The sequence below is a fragment of the Ekhidna sp. genome, from assembly GCF_965228795.1.
Classification (GTDB): domain Bacteria; phylum Bacteroidota; class Bacteroidia; order Cytophagales; family Cyclobacteriaceae; genus Ekhidna.
The window spans coordinates 2,327,506-2,351,295 of sequence record NZ_OZ245839.1; the positions used below are offsets into that span (position 1 = coordinate 2,327,506).

The following is a 23,790-nucleotide window of genomic DNA, read 5'->3' on the forward strand; positions in this document are numbered from 1 at the left end:
AACCCGATTATTGGCCGGCAGGTGTGTCCAGCGTGTAACACTGAAAGTTTCTGTAAAAGACAGAGCGCCAATCGTCAAAAACAAAACAAAATGAGATCAGTAAATCATGTAGCTTCAAGAGCTCGTCGTAAAAAGATGATGAAGCATGCCAAAGGATACTTTGGTAGAAGAAAAAATGTATGGACAGTGTCCAAAAACGCCATCGAGAAAGGATGGTCTTATGCTTACAGAGATAGAAAAGCTAAGAAAAGAGAATTCAGATCGCTATGGATTCAGCGTATCAATGCAGGTGCAAGAGAGCATGGAATGTCTTACTCAGTTTTCATGGGTAAATTAAATGCAAAAGGCATTGAAATTAACAGAAAAGCACTCGCAGAGCTAGCGATGAACGAACCAAAAGCTTTCAAAGCTGTGGTTGATGCAGTGAAGTAATAAGATTACTCATTCAAAAAGTAATGAACCCTCGCAGAAACGTGAGGGTTTTTTTGTTGCATAAATAACGTCAGGCACGCTCCTTATAAGTAAAGGTCATTAATAAGAGGAAGATATTTATGATTTGTATTTTCTATTCCGATACACGGTATATGGTTACTGTTAGGTACAGGTCAACAGACTCATAAAATAAAAAATCCTGACAGATATTTTCTGTCAGGATTTATCAATTTCAATCACAAGCTTTTTTTCTGAAAGTCTCATTTTGATCGTAGGGTAATCCTTTTCAAATCTGAACAAACCTGACAGGATTCCAAACCCTGTCAGGTTTGCTTTCATGCCTGCTGATGTCCCCTAGATCATGAATGTTTTATTCCACAACTAATCTTTTGATCGTGTTGACATCAGGCCCTTGTACTCTAATTAGATACATGCCCGGATTCAACTTTGAAACATCAAAGGTGTGATGGTTTATTCCTTCTTCGTATCTAATTGATTTTAGAATTGTTCCATTCAATGTGATCAGCTCTATGGATGTTGCCATCCCATCATTAATGGTGATGTTAGTCTGATTCGTGGTAGGATTCGGATAGATATTAACAGATACATCTTCAAACGCTCCCAGACTAATTCTTTTAATCTCAGAGTATTCAAATTGGCCATCATAATCTACCTGCTTCAAACGATAGTAGTTAAAGCCTGTTTTTAGAGTTCTGTGTGTGAATGAATAATTAGACACAGTACTTACTGTTCCATTTCCATCTACACTTCCAATTACCTCAAAGATTAATCCATCGTTTGAATGTTCAATTTCAAAGTAATCATTGTTTATTTCTTGTGCAGTAACCCAGAGAAGCTTCGCCTGGTTATTAGATAACTCCACCTTAAAACTGATGAGCTCTACAGGTAAAGGTTCTACGTTATTATACAAGTAGTCCGGTACACTTGCGAATTCACCCGACTGACCTTCATTGAAGTCATTGAAGTAATTACCATCACCATTCGTGTCCTCTGTTATGGTTAAGTTTCCATCATCGTCATCGTCATCATCTCGGAAGTTTGGCAGGCCGTCTCCATCAGCATTTGGTAGTGCAGCTCCAATTCCTCCTTGATCAGGATCAAACGCATCTACAATACCATCTCCATCCAGGTCAATGTTTCCTTCATTGGTGTCCAATACCAGGTCACCGTCATCATCCCAGGATGGTGTTCCATCAAAGTTGGAATCATGTCCTTCAAACAGATCGCCTAACCCCGGGCTTCCCGCGCTATCATTATCAGAATCTGTATCCAGATAATCAGGATTCCCATCACCATCGGTGTTGATAATGGATAGGGCAGACCCGCCGTTATCCGGATCAACGCTATCATTTAATCCATCTCCATCTGTATCAACAAAGCTATCTAAGACTCCATCTCTATTTGAATCGGTACCGTTATTTTCAGCTGTGTCAGTTATTCCATCATTGTCAGAATCTCTATCCAAGAAGTCAGGAAGACCATCATCGTAACCAGTGCCATTATCTGAATCAGGATTTACTAGTGCAGTTCCTCCATCATCGGTATCAACATCGTTTGCATGGCCATCGTTATCGGTATCGTTTGCTCTCACGTATGAAGCAAGATATGACCCTTCAGCAGTCATATTTGCAGGTAAAGAGCCACCGTTTGCTTCTACAGCATCAGGAAGTCCATCATTGTCAGAATCTAGATCTTGATGATTAGGTACGCCATCAAGGTCTTGATCGAAGTTATCATTGATACCATCATTGTTGAGGTCTTCATATCCTGCAAAATCAGGATCAAGATAATTAGCCAATCCATCAGCATCAGCATCAGCAGAAGGATCTGTACCATTTCCTTCTTGCAAATCGGTCAATCCATCATTGTCGCTATCATTATCTGAATCATCCTGAACTCCATCATTATCTGAATCGTCAGCACAGCTGTTGAAAGAGACGCCATCTATATAAGGCGTATTTGCAACCCAGGTAAATCTTAAATACCTGATTCCTCCTGCTGGTACCGTATAAATACGAGTTTCAGAATTTGGCCTCAACACAATACCTGTAAATGAAGTAGTATTTCCAAAAGTCACACCATCTAAAGATGAACTCACATCCATACTCGCCGCTGGCTGACCATCCCAGGATGTAGTCACTATTGATATGTCTTCTCCTTCTGCCACAACCTCACCAAGATCGAGTGAAATATATTCTCCGGCAGCATCGATATAAGCAAGAAGTGAATTATCGTCTCCACTGCCAGCATAGTCCGGTGCACCCAATGCCTGATCTTCTCTAATACCACCATTGTTTTCTTGGATAGCTACGGCATGACCGGTTCCATTATTGATTTTACCCGGCCCACATGTATTACCATTAGATTCGAGATAATCCGGTGTTCCATTAGTGGGGTTGATATCTACGTTTTCATCAGCAGTAGGAGTACCATCATCATCGTCATCATTGTCTCTCCAGTCAGGTTCTGCATCTCCATCTGTATTTTGCAATGAAACTGCCGAACCGCCATCATCAGGATCAAATGAATCATCAATTCCATCACCGTCATTGTCATTAGATGCTAACGCTACATCAGCAGTACCATCTGCATTGTTGTCATTTGCATCGATAAGGTCCGAAACTCCGTCGTTATCACTATCATCGTCTTGAAAATCAGGTGTTCCATCTCCGTCATGGTCATTACCTGTAATTGCTGTGCCTCCGTTATCAGCATCAAAATCGTCCGATATACCATCCCCATCAGTGTCTGTGGCAGTCGGTGAACCATTATAGCTTGCGGTAGTTTGACCTTCTCTCAAATCAAGCACTCCATCATTGTCAGAGTCACCGTCTCGATAGTCAAGGTTACCGTCACTGTCTGTATCAGTAAAGGAATCAGGGATTCCGTTTGCATTGGTATCTGTACCAATTGACTCAATAGCATCAGGAATTCCATCCCCATCAGCGTCCGCATCTATTGCATCACTCAATCCATCCCCATCGAAATCTGCGTTCGCCAGTGGGGTACCACCGTCATCTGAATCTAAATCATTTACAATACCATCGCCATCGGTATCATTTGCTGAGGCGTATGCGGCTGTATACTGCCCATTTTCATCCATGTTTGCGGGTAACACTCCGTCATTCGCTTCATAGGCATTAGGGATATTATCACCATCACTATCCAAATCAAGTCGGTCCACAATGCCATCGCCATCCGTATCGGAATCAACACAATCCTGGAAAGTATACGTAATTGCATCGACACGATTATCGCGAGCTATTCGCGTGAAGCGAATGTATTCTGCATCGGCAGATAGGGTATAATTATAATCAGCAAGTACATTGGTAGAAAAATCGTAATCTACTGCGTTAACATACGAGACGTTATCAAAAGATTGTGACACTTGTAAAGTAGAATTTGCTCCACCACCTTGACTTCTTGCCATCCTAAGCGTTAATGTTACTCCATTAGGAACTACGTCATCTAGTTGGACCGTCAATACGTCACCATTTCCAACCACTGCAAATACATCGTCTGCGACACCTTCAGCATTTGTTGCATTCGTAACACCACCTGTTTCTGTAGCTGTCATACCATTTCCATTGACATTTGAACATGTGGCTAAATCGGAATCCGGTATGCCATCATTATTATCATCAAAATCTAAAGCATTGATTATTCCATCACCATCAGGATCATTTGTGAAGAATAAATAATCTGGGGTCGGAGATCCTCCTTGTGTAAAGTCATCTGCAAAATTACCATTGGTGTTGTAGTCTTCAGCTGCTGTGGTGACACCATCACCATCATCGTCAATATCCCTGAAATCTGCCCCTCCATCAGCATCCGTATCTTGATTTGCTGCTGCTGATCCACCATCGTCAGGGTCATAGTTGTCGTCAAGTCCGTCTCCGTCTGTATCTGAGCCAGAAGCTAGTTGATCCGCCACACCGTCAGAGTCACTGTCTCTACTCTCAATTCTATCAGGCACGCCATCACCATCTGAATCGGTATCACGATAATCATTGTTTGAATCAGAGTCTGAGTTTATTAATACCAGTGCGGTTCCTCCATTGTCAGAATCATAACTATCATCCCAACCATCTCCGTCAGTATCAGTTCCACTCGGAGCAACATAGCCAGCAATGGTTTGTGCTTCTACATCATCTGTTATTCCATCTCCGTCAGTATCAATATCTAGGTAGTCAGGAAGTGAGTCACCATCTGTATTTCGTGCACGTTTAGTTATGCTACCTGTCAATAAGGTTGTTCCAAATACATCCGGGTCATAATCATCATGCAATCCATCACCTGTAGCATCAGCAAAACTGTCAATCATTGCATCTCCATCTGTATCTTCACCACCTGCTTCCACTAGATCTGGTATTCCGTCATTATCCGAATCCAAATCCCTGAAATCATCAACTCCATCGCCATCCGTATCAGGGTTTGCCAAGGCTGTTCCTCCAGTTGAGGTATCCACATCATCAACGATACCATCTCCATCTGAGTCATTTGCAAGTGCGTAGGACGGGGGATAGGCACCATCCGGATCCATATTGACAGGAAGGGTGCCGTTGTTTACTTCAACAGCATCAGGTATTCCGTCATTATCTGTATCCTTATCTACATGATCGGGAATACCATCCAAGTCAAGGTCTGCATTGTCGTTAATTCCATCAGCATTGCTGTCGGTAAAACCAGGAAAATCGGGATCTAGAAAGTCAGGTATTTTATCGCCATCGGTATCTAGCGAGTGATCAACGCCACCGCCTTCAACAATGTCGGCAATACCATTATTGTTATCATCCGGATCGTCAAAGTCTAAAATTTCATCGTAATCATGGTCGATACCACACCAGGAGAAGTCATCAAGACCAATTATTTGATTTCCTGCAGGTGCTATTGCGTTACTATATCTAATAACGAGTGAGTCAACGGACTGTAGCAAGCAAAACCTCACATTTCCAAAATACTCGTCTGCATCGCTATTAGCTGTCCCTACTACAAAGTTGTTTGCGTTTAGTTGTGTCGAAGCACCATTTATTAGGTTAGTTCCATCCAACACTATCACATCACCATCTCTAAATACACTGACATTCATAGAGTCGACATGGTTTCCTGAAATCTTATCTATCTCAAGAAGATCAAAGCAAAAGCCTTCCAATGGTCGGTCGAACTTCACTTTTAAAAGCGAGATAGCAGTTGCTGCACTAGTCGTTTGTTCAATGAGCACATAATTTTCGGATTGAATTCCATTATCTATTTCGTAAGCTTGATTGGAATTAGTTGGATCCGTAAAGTCAAATTCAATATTTACAGCATCAATATTAAACGTAGGTCCAGGTGTTGTGCCTATACCAAATCCATCAAAATTTAAAACTGACCCATCCTCACATGCTGAGATGTAGTCTGGAATTCCGTCTCCATTTCCGTCTGGGATTTCGGCACTTGTAAGTACCCCATCTCCGTCATCGTCCGTATCTCTGTAGTCAGGGGTTGTGTCATCGTCAACCAGATTTGCTGCGACTATGGCCCCTGAACCTGTCACATTGCCTGCTTGGTCTCGTCCATTAACTGTATCAAAATTATCGTCAATGCCGTCTCCATCTGCATCTGTTCCTGCAGCTGTAGCAATATCTGCCACTCCGTTAAAATCGATATCATTTCCCTCGATGAAGTCACTCACACCATCTTCATCCGAATCACTATCCAGGTAATCATCCGTTCCATCACCGTCGGTATCAGCAGGGTTGCCTCCATCAAGTGGAAGATTTTCTGTAAAGTCAGGTATTCCATCACCATCAGAATCAAGATCTAGTGCATCTGGAGCTTGATCAAGGTCTGTATCTAGGTTATCATTTACATTATCACCATTGGCATCAGTGAAAGTGGTGAAGTCAGTATCGGCAAAGTTAGGAATGCCGTCACCGTCTGCGTCTCCAGCTGAGTCCCCTTCAGTAGAATCAGGAATTCCATCACCATCAGAGTCCGTATCAACATCATTTTGGATACCATCATTATCAAAATCCTGTGCACAATAATCAAAATCGCCTATTCCAAAATCTTGAGCACCGCCTCCATTATTGCTATCAAAAACAATTTCAATTCGCTGCACAGGGGATGGAAAACAAATAGTTACATTAGATACTGGGTTTAAACCGAAAAAGTTTGGAGATGCACCGGTACCTTCAAACTCGTTATTTCCATTATATTGAATACTACCGCCCTGGTTGCTCAGGTCTCCTGCGGCGAGCGTGATTAGGCCATTGGAAGCATCGTATCCATTTACAGTCACAAGATCGATGCTGCCAGCATCATCTACATCCAGCAATGTGAAACAAAAATCATATAAAAAATCACCATTAAAGTCAATCGTGAAAGTGTTGATGTTGTTATCATTTTGGGTGATTTCCCAAGCGGTGTTAAACTCTGCAAATCCAGAGGGAAAATTTGCACCTGTAGTATTATTGGTTATGCCACCGTCTCCTGCCACAGAAAAAGTAAAATCAACAGATTCGTCAGAATATGTATTTCCAGTAGGGGTGCCTGTATGATCATCCCAGTCAAAATCAGCACGTGCCGCGCATCGATCTTGAGAAAAAGAAATGTTAAATAAAAAAAGAAGTGTCAGTGAAAGACATGCGGTGTAAAGGTGTCTCATTTGCAAGTATCAGGTTTCGCTCAATTAACAATCATTTACGGTGTGTCCAGATTAATTGGATTTACCCTAGATTATATATTGCGAAAATAACTTTTATAAATTAGCATTTGATAATTTTTTCGATGAAATGTATCGAAAGGGGGGTGTCTGGACTGATTCTTAGATAAAGTTGATGTGATTAGTTGCTTATGCACCTTTTTATCATCACAGTGAATAAGCATCAATGATTTTCTTTCAAAAGAGAGTTTTTTGATATCTGCCCCAGAACGGCATGCGGTGACGAACTGTTACGGCTGATCATTTACATCATTCATGGTTTCTAATAAAACCCACCTCAAAGGAGATGGGTTTGTGCTTCTAGCGGTCTGGATGAGACCGGCAAACGTTTTGTCGAACTAGTGATCTCCATAAATTTCTAACAAAAAAACCCACCTCAAAGGAGATGGGTTTGTGCTTCTAGCGGTCCGGATGAGACCGGCAAACGTTTTGTCGAACTAGTGATCTCCATAAATTTCTAACAAAAAAACCCACCTCAAAGGAGATGGGTTTGTGCTTCTAGCGGTCCGGATGAGACCGGCAAACGTTTTGTCGAACTAGTGATCTCCATAAATTTCTAACAAAAAAACCCACCTCAAAGGAGATGGGTTTGTGCTTCTAGCGGTCCGGATGAGACCGGCAAACGTTTTGTCGAACTAGTGACCTCCATAAATTTCTAACAAAAAACCCACCTCAAAAAGAGATGGGTTTGTGCTTCTAGCGGTCCGGATGAGACCGGCAAACGTTTTGTCGAACTAGTGACCTCCATAAATTTCTAACAAAAAAACCCAGCTCAAAGGAGATGGGTTTGTGCTTCTAGCGGTCCGGATGAGACCGGCAAACGTTTTGTCGAACTAGTGACCTCCATAAATTTCTAACAAAAAAACCCACCTCAAAAAGAGATGGGTTTGTGCTTCTAGCGGTCCGGATGAGACCGGCAAACGTTTTGTCGAACTAGTGACCTCCATAAATTTCTAACAAAAAAACCCACCTCAAAAAGAGATGGGTTTGTGCTTCTAGCGGTCCGGACGAGACTCGAACTCGCGACCTCCTGCGTGACAGGCAGGCATTCTAACCAACTGAACTACCGGACCGTGCTACAAAAGCGTTGCAAAAGTAAGAGCTTATCTTTTCCTACGCAATACCGATTGACAATTTTTCTTAAGAATATTTTCAAACTGTTTAGTCCTTTCACAGTAAGTTTGTCCTAGCAAATTCAATCCTATGTTATTAGACTTTGAAAAACCAATTTCTGAATTAGAATCTAAGCTTGCCGACATGAAAGAACTGGCTAAGACCAGTGACGTGGATGTATCAGATGCGGTAAATCAACTTGAAAAGAAAATAGTGAAATTGAAAAAGGAGACGTATGGCAACCTCACCAGGTGGCAGAGGGTGCAGCTTTCACGTCATCCGGATCGACCTTATACGCTGGATTACATCTATGAAATAACTGACGATTTCATCGAGCTTCATGGCGATAGAACGGTGAAAGATGATAAAGCAATGGTTGGTGGCTTTGGTACAATTGGCGATCAGACAGTCATGTTTATTGGTCAGCAGAAGGGGAGATCCACCAAGCAACGCCAGATGAGAAACTTCGGTATGGCAAATCCGGAAGGATACCGTAAAGCCCTTCGCCTGATGAAAATGGCGGAAAAGTTTAATAAACCAATCGTAACATTAATAGATACCCCCGGAGCATTTCCAGGTTTGGAAGCGGAGGAAAGAGGACAGGGTGAGGCGATTGCAAGAAACCTGAAGGAGATGACCATGCTTAAAGTACCGGTTATTTGCATCATTATAGGTGAAGGTGCATCAGGTGGTGCGCTGGGAATCGCAATTGGTGACAAAGTATTTATGATGGAAAATACCTGGTATTCTGTTATTTCCCCTGAATCATGTTCTTCGATTCTTTGGAGAAGCTGGGACTACAAGGAGCAGGCTGCAGAGGCTCTAAAGCTTACGGCTGATGATATGCTGAAAAATAAACTCATTGATGGGATTATTAAAGAGCCTTTAGGTGGTGCACATTCAGACTTAAATAAAGCGTCAAGCGAATTAAAGAAAGTCATCCTTAAAGAAATCAAAGCTTTATCAGCTAAAAAGCCACAAGAGCGAATCAACGATAGGATAGAGAAATTCTCTTCCATGGGCGCTTATAAGTAAGCATGAAAAACATCAACTGGTCTGATCATATCCTGAATTTTCTCGCTGTGATTATTGGTGTTTCGTTGGCATTCTATATCAATGAATACTCCGAAACCAAAAGGTTGCAAAGTGAGAGAAACGATATGATCAACTCTTTTCTGGAAGAATTGAGGAATGATAGAGCGGTCTTTACAGATTATCAAATACCAAATAATAAATCCAGAGCCTCATTTTTAGAGAAAGCTGTAAATGCCTCAGAAACTAATTTGGACAGTATGGCCTACTATGTACGAAGAGGATTAGGTTATACCAATTATACGCCTCAGAATGTCACTTTTAATTCTGTGGTTTCATCAGGTAAGCTTGACTTAATCGAAGATTTTGATTTACGAAAAAGTCTTTCACAATATCATACAGTCTATGTTCAGGAGGCTAAACTAAGAGGAGAGGGGCAGGTTGAGTTTTACAATTCCAATATCTTACCGTGGCTGATTAAAAATTCAAGTTTTAATGATCCATCCGGCACACCTCAGGTCACTCAGGAATTCATCAATATGCTGATTGTTTATAAAATGCTAATCAACAGTAAGGTAAGTCAGTATGAGTTGATCGTGGAAAAAGGAAGTAAATTAGATTCTGCATTAGTCGCTTACGCTGAATATCCTGAGAAATGATTAGTTTCATATTAGCACGTTTATATAAGTTTTTTGGGTGGAAGGTTGACGGTAAAAAGCCGGATCTTAAGAAGTATGTAATCATCGTTGCGCCACATACCAGCAATTGGGACTTCTTTGTTGGCTGGGGAGCAAGAAATGTGATTGGTTTTCACCCTAATTTTTTAGCAAAAAAGGAGCTTTTCAAAATCCCATTGGTTGGTTTATTTCTCAAATCAATTGGAGGTGTTCCGGTAGATAGGAAGAATAAGCGCAAGAGTACGCAGCTCGTTGATCAGGTAGTTGATCTATTTAAAACGAGAGAAGAGTTTGTGATGACGATTACGCCTGAAGGTACACGAAGCTATTCTCCAAGATGGAAGACCGGTTTTTATAGAATAGCAGTAAAAGCTGAAGTGCCTATTGTAAAAATTGGGTTTGATTATGCCACCAAGACGGTATTTATAGATGAGCCGTATAATCCCCCTGCAGGTGCAGATATGGATACCGAGATCGAAAAGATTAAAGACTACTTCAGAAAATTCACAGGAAAGAATCCTGAGGATGGTGTGAAATAAAAAAGGCTACCTATATGGTAGCCCTTAAAAATTTATCGTTAAATCAAACCTACTATTTCTTAGCCGCAGCTTTCTTCGTAGTTGTTTTCTTTCTTGTTGTTCTTCTTTTTGGCTTTTCTTCTTCTATAACGTCCTCAACGTCAGAAAGAATTCGACCGCAATGCTCACAAACAATAATCTTCTTCTTTTCTCTGATTTCTGCTTGTTTTTGAGGCGGAACCACATTGAAACAACCGCCACAAGCACCTCTTTTCACCGGTACAACTGCAAGACCGTTTCGCATGTTTGTTCTTACCTTCTCGTAAGACTTAAGTAAGCGATCTTCGACGTTCTTAGTTGCCTTGGCACGGTCTTTTTCAATTTTTTGTTCGTCAGTCTCTGACTCCTTGACGATGTTTTCAAGCTCTTCTTTCTTGCTTTTGAGATCTTTTTCTCTTTCAGAAAGAATACCTTTAGTCTCCTCAATCTCCTCTTTCTTCGCATCAATTTTTTCGTGAGCTTCTTTAATCCTTTTTTCAAGGATTTGAATCTCTAATTGTTGCAATTCCATCTCCTTAGTGATTGCGTCGTACTCACGGTTGTTTCGTACGTTCATCTGCTGCTCTTCGTATTTTTTGATCAGCTTTTCAGCGTCTTTGATCGCAGCTTTGTTTGCAGAGATTGAATCTTCTAAAGCTTTAAGTTCCTCACCTTGTTTTTCGGTTCGGGTTTGATATCCGGCTATCTCGTCTTCAAGGTCTTGGACCTCTTCCGGGAGCGCACCTCGGATTTTCTTTATCTCATCTATTTTTGAGTCTAGTGCTTGTAGTTTTTCTAAAGCTTCCAGCTTTTTAGCTACTGTATTTTCCATTCAGTTTTCTATAGATATTTGATTGGATTCGTGTCTACCTTCGACAAACGGAACGCAAACTTAGTGAAATTTTTAGTTAATGCATCTAGTAATAATTCTTTAGTATAAACTTCACTTTCATAGTGCCCAATATCAGCAATAATGATCGATCCATTTGCCTCAAAAAAGTCGTGATATTTAAAATCCCCGGTAATGAAGATGTCTGCCTTCTTTTTGATTGCAGTGTTTAATAAAAAGCTGCCTGAGCCACCACAAATCGCTACAGACCTAATTTTATCTTTCACCAAATCAGTGTGTCTTATTACTTGCAAATTCATGTTTTCCTTCAAATAGTGTAGGAAATCATCGGGTTTCATTGCTTGCTTCAGTTCCCCAATCATTCCTGCACCCACTTCCTGATTAATATTTGTGAGCGGTGAAACGTAATGTGCAACTTCTTCATATGGGTGAGCATTTATCATTGCGGCAAGCACTGCTGACAAGCGATAATTGGGAACAATCACTTCGCAACGAGTTTCATTAACCGTTTCATCTTCTCCCTGTGTTCCGATAGTTGGGTTGCTTTCATCATTTCCCCTAAAAGTTCCGGTACCCTCTACTTGAAAACTACAATGATCATAGTTGCCAATATTTCCTGCTCCAGCATGATACATAGCTTGTAATACCTCATCCTTGTTTTCAGTAGGTGCAAATACCGTCAACTTAGAAAGGGTATTAGGCTTGGGTTCCAGAATAGAAGTATTCAATAGTTCGATCTTCTCAGCAATTTTCTTATTGACGCCCGTTTGAACATTATCCAGATTTGTATGGATGGCATAAATTGCAATATCATGCTTTATCGCCTTGCGTATGCATCTATCAATCCAATGTGAATTTCCGATGCGTTTGATGCCTTTAAAAATGAAAGGATGATGTGCGATAATGAAATCTGATTTTGTTTCGATCGCTTCGTCTAATACCTCCTCGGTAATATCAAGGGAGATCAGGACTTGGTTTATCTCTTCATCCCTTTCTCCTAGTAATAACCCTGAGTTATCATATGATTCTTGTAGTGTCGATGGGGCCCAGGATTCCAGGTAGTTTGTAATATCTTTTATTCGCATTGATAATACTCCTTTATGCAATAATAGAGCTAAACTTAAAGATGCTTTTTCTGATAAAGACAAAATATATCAATTATTCGGAACGCTTTTTGTAAATCGTCCACTTTTGACATTTATCCCTGTTTATCAATCATTAAATTTGCGCGTGCGGAATTATTTATTTCTTATAGCGGTATTATTAACTCTAGCCCTCAAGGCTCAGATAGTTGATGATTCTACCAAGCTGGTGTATGGGCCAAAAACCACCGAATACACCACTGAAGCAAATATTTTAAATAATATCGAAGCGTATCAACGAGTCGATACTTCTATTTACTTATTTGAAAGACAATCGTTTGTCGATGCTTCTGGCAGAACATTTCAGAATCTTGGAAATTTTGGAACCGCACTTTTCCCAATATTCTATGCTCCTCCGGGTATAATTGGTCGCACTTCTGGTTTTAATGCTTATCAACCTTACGCTTATCAACCGGAAGATGTGAAATACTATGACACCAAATCGCCCTATATAGAGGTGTTTGCGTACCTGGGCGGTGGGAACCGCAATATTGTTGATCTGAGGTTTTCCAGAAATGTAAATGAGAATTGGAATTTGGGATTTGACCTTAGGAAAATCACTGCCAATAAACAATTAGCTCCTGAGAACCAGACGGATCGTCAGGTAGTTGGATCATCATTTACAGGATATACGCACTATAAGCATGCAACAGCACCATACCAGGTGCTGGCAAATTACTCAAGTATGAACCATAATGCTTTTGAGCTGGGAGGAGCCAGACCAACAGGTGATTCTTTACGTACGGATTTTTTCCTTTTTGATAATGCGCTTACAAGACTTGAAGAGGCTCAGAGCATCGTAAAAACGACTCAATGGCATTTGTATCAAGATTATCAGGTTGCTGATCAATTTCAACTATACCACATCTTTAATCATCGCAAGGAAACTAATATTTATCTGGACAATGCTGATACTGATGGAGTTGGTGGTTATAACCCATACACTGATTTTTATGGTCAGTTCTTAATAGATGCTGACTCCACGCATGAACGTTCCACCCTCACAACTTTATCAAACGAGGTTGGTCTAAAGGGAGATCTATCATCCGTTTTTTATCGTTTTTATGCGAGATTAAGATCATTGGATTGGCAATATCTGTTTTATGATCCCAATAAAAAGACAGTAGAAAAGTACTTAGGAGGATATGCACGTTTCAATTGGAAGGAAAAATTTGCTGTGACGGCTAATGCAGAGTTTCTTGTCGGTGGGCAATATCAGATTGGAGGATCACTTTCAAGTGACCTTTTAAATGTGAGTTACAAATCGATGAAGTACAATGTGCCGTTTGTTTTTTCAAACTATTTCGGAAATCATCATGAATGGCACAACAGTTTTGAATCAGTCTTTGCTAATAGATTAGAAGGAAGCCTGAATTTGAATTTTAAAGTTTTAGAATTAAGGCCGAAAGCAAGCCTGACTGCCTACAATAATTTCATTTACTTCGATCAAAACATCGAGCCTGTTCAGGCTTCAGATGCGGTTATTTCTTCCATTGGAGGGGATTTTAACTTACGTTTTCTAAATAACAAAAAGGAAGGGTGGCATATACAGAATGAAGTATTAGCTACTAATGTTTCCGGCAATGCCGCCACCTTCATTAGGATACCGGATATCTGGTATAATGGCAGATACTTTTGGCGAGGAAATTGGTTTAATGATTTGGTGCCGGTAGAAGTAGGTATAGATGCTCATGCACGTACTTCATATTTCGCTAATGGGTACGCGCCTGAAATTCAACAGTTCTATTTACAGGATGATCAGGAGATCTTTGGTTATATGGCAGCAGATCTTTTTGTTAATATGAAAGTGGATAAGTTTTTCTTTTCACTGAAGTGGACACACTTAAACCAGCCTCGCAATGATGGGTATTTTGTGACCCCTAATTATCCGGGACAGCCAAAAGCGATTGATTTGATTATTAGATGGATGTTTTTTGATTGATGGAACCAAATAAAACAACACTAGGACTTGAGTTACCTACCGATCCACGCTGGGTAAATATTGCGGAAAAAAACATTGAAGATATTTTAGTGGATCATGCCTTTTGTGAGCAGAAAGCAGCTTCTTCCTGTATCTCTCTAATCATCATGTTTCCTGAAAAAGAAAAGGTGGTAGATGTATTAACACCGGTAGTTGCGGAAGAATGGGCACATTTTGAATTAGTCATCGAGCACCTGAAGAAGCGTGGATTTAAACTAGGGAAGCCTAGAAAGGATGAGTATGTATCTCGATTAAACGGGATCATGAAAAAGGGAGGAACCCGAGATGAACAACTCGTAGAACGACTCTTAATGAACGCTTTAATAGAAGCACGCAGCTGTGAGCGGTTTAAGCTTTTATGCAAAAATATTGGGGATGAGGAACTGCAGCGATTTTATTATGACCTAATGGTTTCGGAGGCAGGGCATTATCACAACTTCATTGAATTGGCAAAGGAATATTTGCCAGAGGATAGAGTAGAGGAGCGATGGAAAGCATTTTTAAAAGAAGAGGCTAAGATCATGAAAGACTTGAAGCCTAGAGCAGATAGAATGCATTGATTGAATTTATTCAATCAATGCATTTAGTTTAATTAGTCATCAGTATCTTCATATGGAGTAAGTGCTCCATTGTATGATCCGGTTGCTCTTTCGTCATTATCCCCAGTTAAGGTAAACGAAATGTTATAGACACCAGATGATCTAGTTACTGTCACAGTTCCTCCTGTAACTTCGAAGATCTTGCCAGATGTGTTGCCCTCGCTATCAAATGACGCATTAATAGCAACAAACCCATCTACCATCTTAAACTCATCACGGTCCCCATCTGTATATGTATAAGTGCCAGCTTCTAGAACATTTTGAATGGAAGTGTTTAGATCCAGGTAGACTACACTTACATTGCTAATACTCTCTGATCCTAAATCCACTGCTTTTGATGTAAGTGTAATATCCACATCAAATGATCCATTGTCATTCTCACCATAGTCTTCAATGTATGCATGAGTAAGAGCAGCAGTTTCTCCATCAAATGATAACTGCCCTTCAGAGTTAACAGATGGTCCGTCATCATCGCCACAACTAAATAGTAATGCGATGGAAAGGATAAGTGCTAGGGATAGTAAGTTTTTCATTAGTGATAATTTTCTGGTAAAGGAACTCAGAAAAGCAAGTATTATCAATACCTTGTTAAGGGTATTTTTATTAAACACTTAATATTGATTTAATGGTAATATTCTGTTGATCAAAATAATGAAAGACCTCAAGCAAAGAGCAGATAGGATGCATTAAAAACCGCATAGCTCTGTTGGGGTTGATAACCCTAACAGATTAAATCTCTTTTAAGTCTTCTGTTTCTTCTTTTTGGCTGCCGGAAATAAGATGTTATTCAAGATTAGCCGATATCCCGGAGAATTTGGGTGAAGGTTCAGGTCTGTTGGAGGCTCATTTACAAAATGCTGATAATCTTCAGGATCATGCCCTCCGTAAAAGGTCCAAAACCCTCTACCTAAAATGCCATGGATGTACTTAGCTTCACTTATACTGGGCGTTTGTCCCATTACAATTACATCACCTTTTACCAATTGCTTTTTAAATCCTGTCGTCTGCCCCATAAATCCATGAATGATCTGTTGATGATTTTGTGTAAGCATGGTAGGAATAGGATCCCATTTAGCAGAAAACTCAAACAAAGTGAAATAATCATTCTTCTCAACTAATCCACGCTCATTCGCTTGATTATCAATGTTGGAGTATTCATACCGCATCGGATCACGCTCAATGGTGAAATTCTCAAAAGCCATTGTTTTAGAATAATCCAACTTAGATTGAGCACGTGGGTCTGCCGGATCACCATCATAAATACTTTCTACAATGTCTATTCCCTCGGCAGCAAGGGCTATATCATACGTATCAGTAGCAGAGCACATGGCAAACAGGAACCCACCACTTGCCACATACGATTTGATCCTTTGGACGGTGGCAAGTTTTAATTGAGATACTTTAGCAAAACCGTGCTTTCTGGCAGATTCTTCATATTCCCGCTGCTGCTGTTGGTACCACGGAAAGTGATGGTATGCTCGATAAAATTTTCCGTATTGACCGGTAAAATCTTCATGGTGCAAATGAAGCCAATCATATTTCGGGAGCTCATCGCCCATGATTTCATCATCAAAAATGACATCATAGGGAATTTCCGCATAGGTCAGAACCAGTGTTACGGCATCATCCCAGGGTTGCTTACTTTTTGGAGAGTAGACCGCAATCTTAGGATACTTTTCTAATTTCATCACGTCCATGTTGGAAGACGGACTGGCTATAGTATTAAGAATGTCGTTGGCTTCAGCATCGGAAATGACTTGATAAGAAACACCCCTAATAATGCATTCATTTTCAAATACCTGCAGGTGTTTGACCATAAAGCTGCCACCTTTATAATTGAGCATCCAATCCACCTCCACTTCCTTCGTAAGTATCCAATAGGCAATGCCGTATGCCTTCAGGTGATTGGACTGGGTCTTATCCATTGGGATAAGGATATATGCCGCCTGGCTGGCTATGCAGACATTTAAGAAAATTAGTAACAATATTCCCCTCATATGCATCACTTTTGTATATACAACGTTAATCAAAACCTTGTGTTTTACTAAAGCCAATCGATGAACATTCGCGAAAACATCAAAGAGGGCGTCAAGTCCATCAAAGCCAATAAGCTGAGAACATTCCTTACTGCTGCAATTATTTCCATTGGAATTACATCATTGGTGGGAATACTCACGGCCATAGACGGAATTCAAAATTCGATCAATAGTAGCTTCTCCAGTTTAGGGGCCAATACGTTTGATATTGAAGATAAGCGCAGAGATCGGGGATCATCTGATGGGAAGAAAGCTAAAACCTACCCGAAGGTTACCTATCATGACCTTATGATGTTCAAAGAGAAGTATGAAGGCCCAGGTGTAGTGTCAATATACACAGTTATTACCGGGCAAGCTGAAGTAAAATATGGCTCCAAGGTGACAAATCCCAATCAAATCGTAAGGGGTGGAGATGAAAACTACCTGACTGTAGATGGATACGATGTAGATAAGGGGAGGCCTTTTTCAGTAAACGAGAGTGTTAACGGAAGTTATGTGGCTTTGGTAGGTAATGATGTAATCAAAGACTTGTTTGATGAGAATGAAAGTCCTGTTGGGAAAAAAATAAGCTTGATGGGGTCAAAATTCAGAATCGTTGGTACAATAGCAGAGCAAGGGGGTGCCAGTGGTAACTCTAATATTGACAGAACCATCATTATCCCGATGCAAACAGCCAGGATCATAGCACCCGAAAGGAATTTTGGATATGAGGTAGCTGTGGCAGTAACTGATCCAACGCAGATGGAAAATGCCATGGGAATTGCCAGGGGGTTGATGCGAGCCATTCGTGGTGACAGACCAGGGGAGGAAGATTCGTTTGAGCTTTCCGCCAGTAAATCTTTAGCCGAACGGATGGGGGAGATTACGGGCTATTTGCGTGCCGGAGGATTTACCATTGGCTTTGTAACATTGATAGGCGCATCTATTGGACTGATGAATATTATGCTTGTTTCAGTAACTGAGCGTACACGTGAGATCGGGGTTAGAAAAGCACTTGGAGCTACGCCATTAAAGATCAGACAACAGTTTCTTATTGAGGCCATCGTGATTTGTCAGATGGGAGGAATCGGAGGAATCGTTCTGGGAATGACCATTGGTAACCTAACGTCCCAACTAATCTTTGATTCCGGTTTTGTGGTGCCATGGCTGTGGATGATTGTAGCAGTGGTTATTGGAATTGTAGTAGGACTGATATCCGGTTATATTCCTGCTTATAAAGCATCCAAACTAGATCCAATTGAATCATTGAGGTTTGAATAATCAAACCTCAACTGCAGGTCTAATATCCATAATAAATCGATCGAGTAATCCCTGGGTCACGTGATCCATCACTACGATTTTATACCAATTAGGATGACCATCATGCGTGTCTGGCACTAACATGTAGTCCTTTGCAATTTGTGGATCTATGTATGCTGCCTTTATAGTTACAATATTCATCGATGGGTTACGATAATAGGATATGTCCATCTCGTCAAGCTGATCACATAGTCGCTGTGTTTTATCTAATAGCCTGTTGATTTTCATTTTCCATCCCTCAGAACCATACGTTCGCATGATCATCCAAACTGCGATCGCATTAGCACCTGATCTGCTTCCAATAAGCGTGTAGTCTTTGCCTTTCACGTAATTGGCTTCCTCAGTGAGGCCATACTCCATAAACCCTTCCCGGGTAATGTATATACCCGTTCCATATGGTGATTGCAGCATTTTATGACCATCCAGGGTAAAAGAGTTGATTTTAGGATGCTGAAAAGTCATGCTTGATGTTGGATTAGCAAAAGGGTAAATGTATCCACCAAAAGCACCGTCAATATGTACTTTATAATGAATTTCAAGTTCATCCATCCATTGGCACACAACATCTACCTCATCAACTGAACCAAACATGGTAGTTCCCATATTCAGAACCACGATGAAATACTTCTTACCGGTTGCCTTAGCCTTTTTAAGTATTTCAATACTTTTAGAAGATATGGCTCTGGTTCCCTGATCTACTGGGAGCACTATTCTGTCAAGACTTAAAAGAGAACCCGCTTTTGGCATTGAATAGTGAGCGTCTTCTGTGTAAACAAGCGCAATTTCTTCCGGGTTGGCATTGAATTCTTTCTCATAGTATTTTTTCAAAATCCAAATTGCCTGGATATTCGCTTCCGTACCACCTGAAGCTACATAGCCATCATAATGATCATCCTGTCCATTAAAAATCTCTTTGGCACAAATATTAATTAGTTCAGCTTCTATTCTCTGGGTTCCCTCAAATGCAGCTTCTGATTCATTTAGCGTATGGCATCCAATATGATTAGGGTTTGCAATCATTGCTGAAAGGAAGGGAGCATCCTTTAAAAACGGTGCATCATGATAGAATACCTCAGTGTCAAGGTAGGAGGCAGGTAAACCAAGAACAGGCTTATTTCTATAATCCAGGTTTTGCTCCAATGCATTGAATATTACTTCTTTGATCTTTGAATGATTATATGATTCCCAGTACATATTCTTAATTTTTCCGCAAAATTAGTTGTTTATGCAACTAAATAAAAATGATTGAATAAAAGCTCGACTTTCGCCGAGCTCTTTCAATATTTTAAATTGAGATACTTACCCCAAAGTATGGCATCACATATTTGGTAGCTTCATAACCCCCTTCGGCAGTTGGAGTAAATAACCAATAGTAATCTACTCCGGTAGCGAGGAATTTATTCATGTGATAAATGAATCGCATCTTGGCTAGTGATCGTTCATCAAACTTGAAAGTGTCTCCCAAATCATCCAGGTCGCCCTTTACGTAGTTTCCATAAAATGAGAATTTATTGGCTAGTCGCTCCATTTCAGCAGTTAGCTCTACAAAAGCAGGTGAGGATGCCGAAATATCATCCGGAATCATCAAGCTACCACCTAAAGAAACCTTTTTCAAAATGTGGCCTCTCAGCGATCCGTAAATTCCATTCTTGCCTTCAGTAGTAATCAAAGAAGCAATTCGAGCATCTTTATTGATCTCATAAGATGCGTTAAAGAATTGCGGGATGTAATGATCAGAGTTGTTGAGTCGCTCGATACGCACGTCTGTGCTAAATACATCAGCAATGAAGTGCATTCTGAAATTCATGCCAAAAGAAGCTCCTGATCCGGTTTTGAAATCATTTTCTCCGATAGCATTTGCAAGTTGAGTTAATGTGTCGCTTGCTATGTTCAACCTGGAGTATGAACCAAACATGTCAATTTGGATAAATGGGGAGCTCAAAAGCGTTACACCCATATCTATTCCAAAAGCTTTAGCACCTGATTTGGTGAAAGCATAGGTCGTGCTGGTTGAATCACTTGTGATAATATCCGTTTGGTCTTTATCAAGCAAATACGAAGCACCAACTTCTAAGGTGTTTAATATTGGAATTGGAAAAGAAGATAACGGACGTATGTAAGGCCTGGCACCAAATAAATTGAATGATTGAGGGTTTAAGTCACTGTAGAATAGCTCTAACCCCATAAATCTGTCGTAATTGAAATCCGTATGGATTCCTACTTTACGTTTTTCGTAGCTGGTGGAGTTAGTGTAATTATTCATTAAACTACCATATCCAAGCATCATCCCTGACATTTCACCAGCTTTGATATAGAATGGATCCTTTCGCTGTACACCGTACCTAACATATCGAATAAGCCTGGCCACACCTACTCCATCTTCAAAAATTTCAGTTCGAATGGATTGATCATCCAACCCATAAAGTATGGGTACGTTCAGTCCAACGCCTACTTTTCCTATCTTAAATTCTGGGGATAATACCAGACCTACATAATCCTTCCCATCAATTTGGGTATACGTCATACCTCCGTTGATACTTCCATCTTCATTGGGCAGCACCATTGGCTCTCTAAAATCACTGATAGGGGGGCGTTCTGCTTTTTCTCTTTTCTGTTTGGGCTCATTTTTAAGGCTTTCTTCCTTCAATGTATCGACTGCTACAGTTGCATTAACTGCGGTATCTGGTCTCAAGGTGTCTAACTGAAGAAGTGTCTCTTGCTGAAGACTATCAGTGTGTAAGAGTAGAGAATCACTAGCAAGGATGGAAGAGTCAGCTAATACAGGCTGCTCTTTCTTTTTGCGTTTTTTCTTTTTCTTCTTCTTTTTATCATCCTCTTCCCATAAATAAGAATAATCCGAATATTCGTCAGATGTTTCTTGCGCATAGGTTTGAAGGAATGGTGCCGAAATTAGCATCATCAGAAGAATAGCTGATCTTAAGTTCATAAATGGTTAAATAAGTACGTACGTATAGATGTCACGCGCGAAATTAAAACCCCTAAAAGGAATTGAATTATTTAAAGAATACTTTTTCTTTTTTATTGTATTTATTTCGATAAGTCAGCTTAAATCCATTCTTACCCCATTTTTTGATTTTGTAGATATATGGAATTCTTCTACGTTCTTCAGTAAATGAATCGTACGTCAAAATCAATCGTTTACCATCAAGTGTCCAGTTGCCGCCCATTTTTGCATAATTATTCCGATCATGGTAAAACGAACGGTCAATTCGAATTGTAAAGGTCTCGCCAACTTCAAAATAGGGGCGTTTACTTTTTACATCAATGGCTGTCCACTTTTGCTTGGTATTAAGAATCCGCTCTATTTTAGAAGGTTTCTGAGCAATAGAAGAAAAGGATATAAGTCCTATGGTTACAAGTAAAATCAGCTTTTTCATAGTTATAGTCTTTTAGTGAGCGAGCTTGGATCATTCAAGCCTTAAATCTTTGCTCGTCTCGTTTGCATTGAGTTTTTTAGTGTCAAATTCAAATACTGTGCCTTAATTGCATTCACTACATCCATTGATACATGAATCTTCAAAAACGAATCGTCGACAGCATCAGAGATATACCTGATTTTCCTAAGCCAGGCATCATTTTTAAAGACATTACACCTCTTCTGATGGATGTTACGCTAAGTGCGGATATTACAGATGCTTTTGCAGAAAGATGGATTAATCAAGGTATTGATGTGGTGGTGGGAATAGAGTCCAGGGGATTCATATGGGGTAATTCACTGGCACAGAAAATGGGAATTCCATTTGTTCCTGTACGAAAGAAAGGAAAGCTTCCCGCAGATACGTATTCTTACGAATACGACCTGGAGTATGGAAGTGCAGAAGTAGAGCTACATAAGGATGCCATCATCAAAGGTCATAATGTACTGATTCATGACGATCTCCTGGCTACAGGAGGAACCGCAATAGCTGCAGCAGAGCTGATCAAAATGGCTGGCGGAAATGTGGTTGGATTTTCATTTCTAGTGGAGCTGCGGTTTTTGAATGGAATAGAAGCTTTGGATAAATTCAGCGAAAACATTCATTCGTTAGTCAGCTACTGAAGATTCTCGAAGCATGACTTGTACCAAATTAGCACGACCTATAGCATTGAAACGAACAGATAGATATTTGACAGTTTCCGCTTCTCCGCATGATGCTGGTGGAGTCAGTCTATAATGAAAAAACTTCTGATTTCGTTCGTATAATTCGTGCTCTCTTGCTTTTCCTAATAAACTCTCCACTTCGTTTTGTGTCCCTTCGAGTATGACATCCTCATTTTCAATGATGAGATCAACAATGTCAAGTCTGTAATTACTACAATTTTCAATAGCAGCTTCCCACTGATCCTTATCAAATCCATCAAGTGACAAGTCCTTGTAGCATGAACTCAGCGAGAATAAGAGAACGACAAAATAGAATTTCTTCATTTTTTTAATCTAACGATTACGTAACAGGTCGCGAATATAAAGCCTGAAACAGTCACCATAGCACCTGCAATGGATCCATCTAACACATAGCTAAGCCAATAGCCTAAGAAGGAACTGATCACTCCAAAAAGGGAGCTTAGTATTAACATCGTTTTGAGCTGATTGGTTATAAGATAAGCGGCCGCAGCTGGCGCAATAAGTAGAGCAACTACCAGAATAGCTCCTACAGACTCAAAAGATGCTACAGTGGTTAGAGATACTAGTCCCATCAGCGCATAATGCCATTTTGAGGTAGACATTCCAATAGCAGTTGCAAAAGACGCATCAAATGTTGTAATAAATAGCTCCTTATAGAAAAGTGTGACGAATAGTAAGATTATCGATAGGACAAATGAAAGTATAATGACTGCTTTAGGGCCAATAGGATTGCCGCTACTGTCGTAAATAAGGTCAATTGGTACGTACGCAATCTCACCATGAAGAATACAGTCCTGATCAATATGAGCATTTCCTGCGTAGTAGGTAACCAGAATTACTCCCAAAGCAAATAGCCAGGTGAAAGTAACTCCAATAGATGCATCGGTTTGTAGTTTGCCTTTTTCGTGGAAAAATTCAATCAGAAAGGTGGTAAGTACACCTAATATTCCTGCACCGACCAACATCCATATAGATTGCATACTTCCTGCAATTAAAAACGCAATAACGATCCCTGGAAGCACCGAATGTGAAATAGCATCACCCACCATAGACATCTTTCTCAGCACCAGGAAAGAGCCTAGAATGGCACAACTAACTGCCACGAGTGATCCGGTCAATATGATCCAAAAAGCGTCCATTATTTCAGTAGACAATTAGTAATAGGCATTAGGCAATTGGTTACTACCCATTGCCTATTGATTACTGCCCAATGCCTATTGGT

The 23,790-nt window shown here is 40.3% G+C and carries 18 protein-coding genes and 1 tRNA gene; 8 read left to right on the plus strand and 11 right to left on the minus strand.

The window, feature by feature from the left end; all coding sequences use genetic code 11:
* Positions 1–90: 90 nt before the first annotated feature.
* Positions 91–432: a 50S ribosomal protein L20 gene (gene rplT, locus ACQK2H_RS10375; protein WP_425391370.1), complete on the plus strand. Its 342-nt coding sequence runs from the start codon at positions 91–93 to the stop codon at positions 430–432.
* Positions 433–802: 370 nt separating this feature from the next.
* Here rplT and ACQK2H_RS10380 read toward each other — a convergent pair whose 3' ends face one another.
* Together ACQK2H_RS10380 and ACQK2H_RS10385 are read right to left on the minus strand one after the other, a co-directional pair.
* Positions 803–7,102, minus strand: coding sequence for a T9SS type A sorting domain-containing protein (locus ACQK2H_RS10380; protein WP_425391371.1), 6,300 nt, complete (start codon positions 7,100–7,102; stop codon positions 803–805).
* Between the two features lie 1,056 nt (positions 7,103–8,158).
* Positions 8,159–8,232: transfer RNA gene (locus tag ACQK2H_RS10385), tRNA-Asp, on the minus strand.
* A gap of 130 nt (positions 8,233–8,362) precedes the next feature.
* Here ACQK2H_RS10385 and ACQK2H_RS10390 point away from each other — a divergent pair.
* The 3 genes from ACQK2H_RS10390 to ACQK2H_RS10400 are packed head-to-tail and all read left to right on the plus strand — an operon-like array spanning position 8,363 to position 10,520.
* Positions 8,363–9,307, plus strand: coding sequence for an acetyl-CoA carboxylase carboxyltransferase subunit alpha (locus tag ACQK2H_RS10390; protein WP_425391372.1), 945 nt, complete (start codon positions 8,363–8,365; stop codon positions 9,305–9,307).
* A 2-nt stretch (positions 9,308–9,309) separates the two neighbouring features.
* Positions 9,310–9,963 (plus strand): hypothetical protein, encoded by a 654-nt coding sequence (locus ACQK2H_RS10395; RefSeq protein WP_425391373.1) that lies wholly within the window; start codon positions 9,310–9,312, stop codon positions 9,961–9,963.
* Entirely contained in the window at positions 9,960–10,520 is a 561-nt protein-coding gene (locus ACQK2H_RS10400; RefSeq protein WP_425391374.1) for a 1-acyl-sn-glycerol-3-phosphate acyltransferase, read from the plus strand. The genes ACQK2H_RS10395 and ACQK2H_RS10400 overlap by 4 nt, the downstream gene beginning before the upstream one ends.
* A 52-nt stretch (positions 10,521–10,572) precedes the next feature.
* Here the strand turns inward: ACQK2H_RS10400 and ACQK2H_RS10405 are convergent, their stop codons facing one another.
* Both ACQK2H_RS10405 and ACQK2H_RS10410 read right to left on the minus strand, forming a co-directional pair.
* Positions 10,573–11,370, minus strand: coding sequence for a zinc ribbon domain-containing protein (locus ACQK2H_RS10405; RefSeq protein WP_425391375.1), 798 nt, complete (start codon positions 11,368–11,370; stop codon positions 10,573–10,575).
* Positions 11,371–11,378: 8 nt separating this feature from the next.
* Positions 11,379–12,473, minus strand: coding sequence for a Nif3-like dinuclear metal center hexameric protein (locus tag ACQK2H_RS10410; protein ID WP_425391376.1), 1,095 nt, complete (start codon positions 12,471–12,473; stop codon positions 11,379–11,381).
* 145 nt (positions 12,474–12,618) lie between these two features.
* Here ACQK2H_RS10410 and ACQK2H_RS10415 point away from each other — a divergent pair, with 145 nt between their 5' ends.
* The gene (locus ACQK2H_RS10415; protein WP_425391377.1) at positions 12,619–14,472 is read left to right on the plus strand and encodes a putative porin; all 1,854 of its coding nucleotides are present in this window, start codon (positions 12,619–12,621) and stop codon (positions 14,470–14,472) included.
* Complete coding sequence (locus ACQK2H_RS10420) at positions 14,472–15,071, plus strand: tRNA-(ms[2]io[6]A)-hydroxylase (protein WP_425391378.1); 600 nt, start codon at positions 14,472–14,474, stop codon at positions 15,069–15,071. Before ACQK2H_RS10415 ends, ACQK2H_RS10420 begins: the two co-directional genes overlap by 1 nt.
* Before the next feature lie 32 nt (positions 15,072–15,103).
* On the opposite strand, the gene ACQK2H_RS10425 is transcribed toward ACQK2H_RS10420, so the two are convergent.
* Positions 15,104–15,643: a hypothetical protein gene (locus ACQK2H_RS10425; RefSeq protein ID WP_425391379.1), complete on the minus strand. Its 540-nt coding sequence runs from the start codon at positions 15,641–15,643 to the stop codon at positions 15,104–15,106.
* A gap of 207 nt (positions 15,644–15,850) precedes the next feature.
* Positions 15,851–17,107 (minus strand): asparagine synthetase B, encoded by a 1,257-nt coding sequence (locus tag ACQK2H_RS10430; RefSeq protein ID WP_425391380.1) that lies wholly within the window; start codon positions 17,105–17,107, stop codon positions 15,851–15,853.
* Positions 17,108–17,167: 60 nt separating this feature from the next.
* Here ACQK2H_RS10430 and ACQK2H_RS10435 point away from each other — a divergent pair, with 60 nt between their 5' ends.
* Positions 17,168–18,406, plus strand: coding sequence for an ABC transporter permease (locus ACQK2H_RS10435; RefSeq protein WP_425391381.1), 1,239 nt, complete (start codon positions 17,168–17,170; stop codon positions 18,404–18,406).
* On the opposite strand, the gene ACQK2H_RS10440 is transcribed toward ACQK2H_RS10435, so the two are convergent.
* From ACQK2H_RS10440 to ACQK2H_RS10450, 3 genes are all read right to left on the minus strand, one after another.
* Entirely contained in the window at positions 18,407–19,639 is a 1,233-nt protein-coding gene (locus ACQK2H_RS10440) for a pyridoxal phosphate-dependent decarboxylase family protein (protein WP_425391382.1), read from the minus strand. It lies immediately after the preceding gene.
* Between the two features lie 91 nt (positions 19,640–19,730).
* Positions 19,731–21,392: a hypothetical protein gene (locus ACQK2H_RS10445; protein WP_425391383.1), complete on the minus strand. Its 1,662-nt coding sequence runs from the start codon at positions 21,390–21,392 to the stop codon at positions 19,731–19,733.
* Positions 21,393–21,459: 67 nt separating this feature from the next.
* Positions 21,460–21,843 (minus strand): hypothetical protein, encoded by a 384-nt coding sequence (locus ACQK2H_RS10450; RefSeq protein ID WP_425391384.1) that lies wholly within the window; start codon positions 21,841–21,843, stop codon positions 21,460–21,462.
* A gap of 131 nt (positions 21,844–21,974) precedes the next feature.
* Here ACQK2H_RS10450 and ACQK2H_RS10455 point away from each other — a divergent pair, with 131 nt between their 5' ends.
* Positions 21,975–22,505, plus strand: coding sequence for an adenine phosphoribosyltransferase (locus tag ACQK2H_RS10455; protein ID WP_425391385.1), 531 nt, complete (start codon positions 21,975–21,977; stop codon positions 22,503–22,505).
* Here ACQK2H_RS10455 and ACQK2H_RS10460 read toward each other — a convergent pair.
* Positions 22,491–22,871, minus strand: a complete 381-nt coding sequence (locus ACQK2H_RS10460; protein WP_425391386.1) for a hypothetical protein — start codon at positions 22,869–22,871, stop codon at positions 22,491–22,493. The genes ACQK2H_RS10455 and ACQK2H_RS10460 overlap by 15 nt on opposite strands.
* Entirely contained in the window at positions 22,868–23,707 is an 840-nt protein-coding gene (locus tag ACQK2H_RS10465; RefSeq protein WP_425391387.1) for a metal ABC transporter permease, read from the minus strand. Before ACQK2H_RS10465 ends, ACQK2H_RS10460 begins: the two co-directional genes overlap by 4 nt.
* Positions 23,708–23,790: the final 83 nt, after the last annotated feature.